The sequence below is a fragment of the Ruminiclostridium hungatei genome (assembly GCF_002051585.1).
GTDB classification, from domain to species: Bacteria; Bacillota; Clostridia; order Acetivibrionales; family DSM-1351; genus Ruminiclostridium; species Ruminiclostridium hungatei.
Genome location: NZ_MZGX01000071.1, coordinates 1 through 1,218 on the forward strand (window position 1 = coordinate 1; position 1,218 = coordinate 1,218).

Annotated in this window: 2 protein-coding genes; both read left to right on the top strand. The window is 31.0% G+C overall.

Features of this window, described 5'->3' with window-relative positions; genetic code table 11:
- Window positions 1–795 (top strand): DUF4474 domain-containing protein (locus CLHUN_RS21555; protein ID WP_207559204.1); only part of this gene is annotated, 795 nt, incomplete at its 5' end.
- Between the two features lie 103 nt (window positions 796–898).
- On the top strand, window positions 899–1,218 hold a 320-nt coding region (locus tag CLHUN_RS22415), incomplete at its 3' end, for a hypothetical protein (protein ID WP_207559205.1).

Below are 1,218 nucleotides of genomic sequence, written 5' to 3' on the forward strand. Positions count from 1 at the left end.
AGTTTGAATTTGTATACGTATTGTGGGAATAACCCGATAATGTTTTCGGACTCATCAGGACATTTACGACAGCCAGGTTATGTAAATGGTGTTTGGTGTTTTGACCCAGATGCAACGGAATTTGGAAAAGGCTCAGCAACATACCAGTCACTTATAACATTAGGAAACTTATATAATGGGACAAAAGACTCTGATAAAAGGAGGCAGTATCATGAATTGGCAGATAACATAAGGTCTCAAGCAAGGTTTCCCAAGTTTAAATTTTCATTAATTTATAGGCCTACATTTGTAGCAGATAACACGCAAGGCATTTATTATTCACCCCAAAATTCTTTAGTAAAAATGTTTGGATATAACGATCTTTATGATATTGTTTTTGGTGTGGCTAGTGACATGAATACTATAAAGATGGAGTTTGACAATTTTAGAATTCAATTCTGGAAATCAGGAGATTATAAGAATATGGGACTTGGTGGTGAAATGGGTATTTATACTAGTAGTGGGTTAGGGTATTTCGGACACTATAATGGTGCTGATTTATTAAACTATATGCCTGTGTCTTTTACTCTATATGCAAATGATAGTAAGTACCCTGTTTTTACTAGATATGACTCGGTACACTGGTGGGTAAATGGTTTTCTTCCAGGATATGGGGGTGTATCTGCAAGTGACATAAGAATGATAGGAAGTATTACATTAAAAAATAAACAAATGGTAAATTCTTTTACTAAGCAACTCCCGAGTAGTGTTAATTATACTGTAAATGGGTTAAGGGTTGATTATGATTGGCAATAGTGTAGAGAAATATTTAAATTATAGGAGTAGAATTTATAATTTTTAAAATTCTGCTATATAAATGATTCTTTTAATAAATTATATTTTGGAGGAATTGATTACTATGAGTACAAAACGGTCTTGGCAAATACCCGCTTTAGTTGCTAGCTACCTTATAGGAATTTTATATATAATTAATTTTATGTACTACCAAATTACTAATAAAGAAAGCTTTCTTTCAGTAATTATTCTAGGTGCAATTAGCATGATTTTTATTATATTGATTATTGCTTTGATTATAAGGCGTCCATGGGCATATTATATGAGTATAGGTTTATTGATAATTATTTGTATCCTTAGTGCTATAAATATTATTTTTATTTTCTTTATGCCATTTATTTGGATTATACTTATTCCTATATCTGGAATAGTAACATTATACTC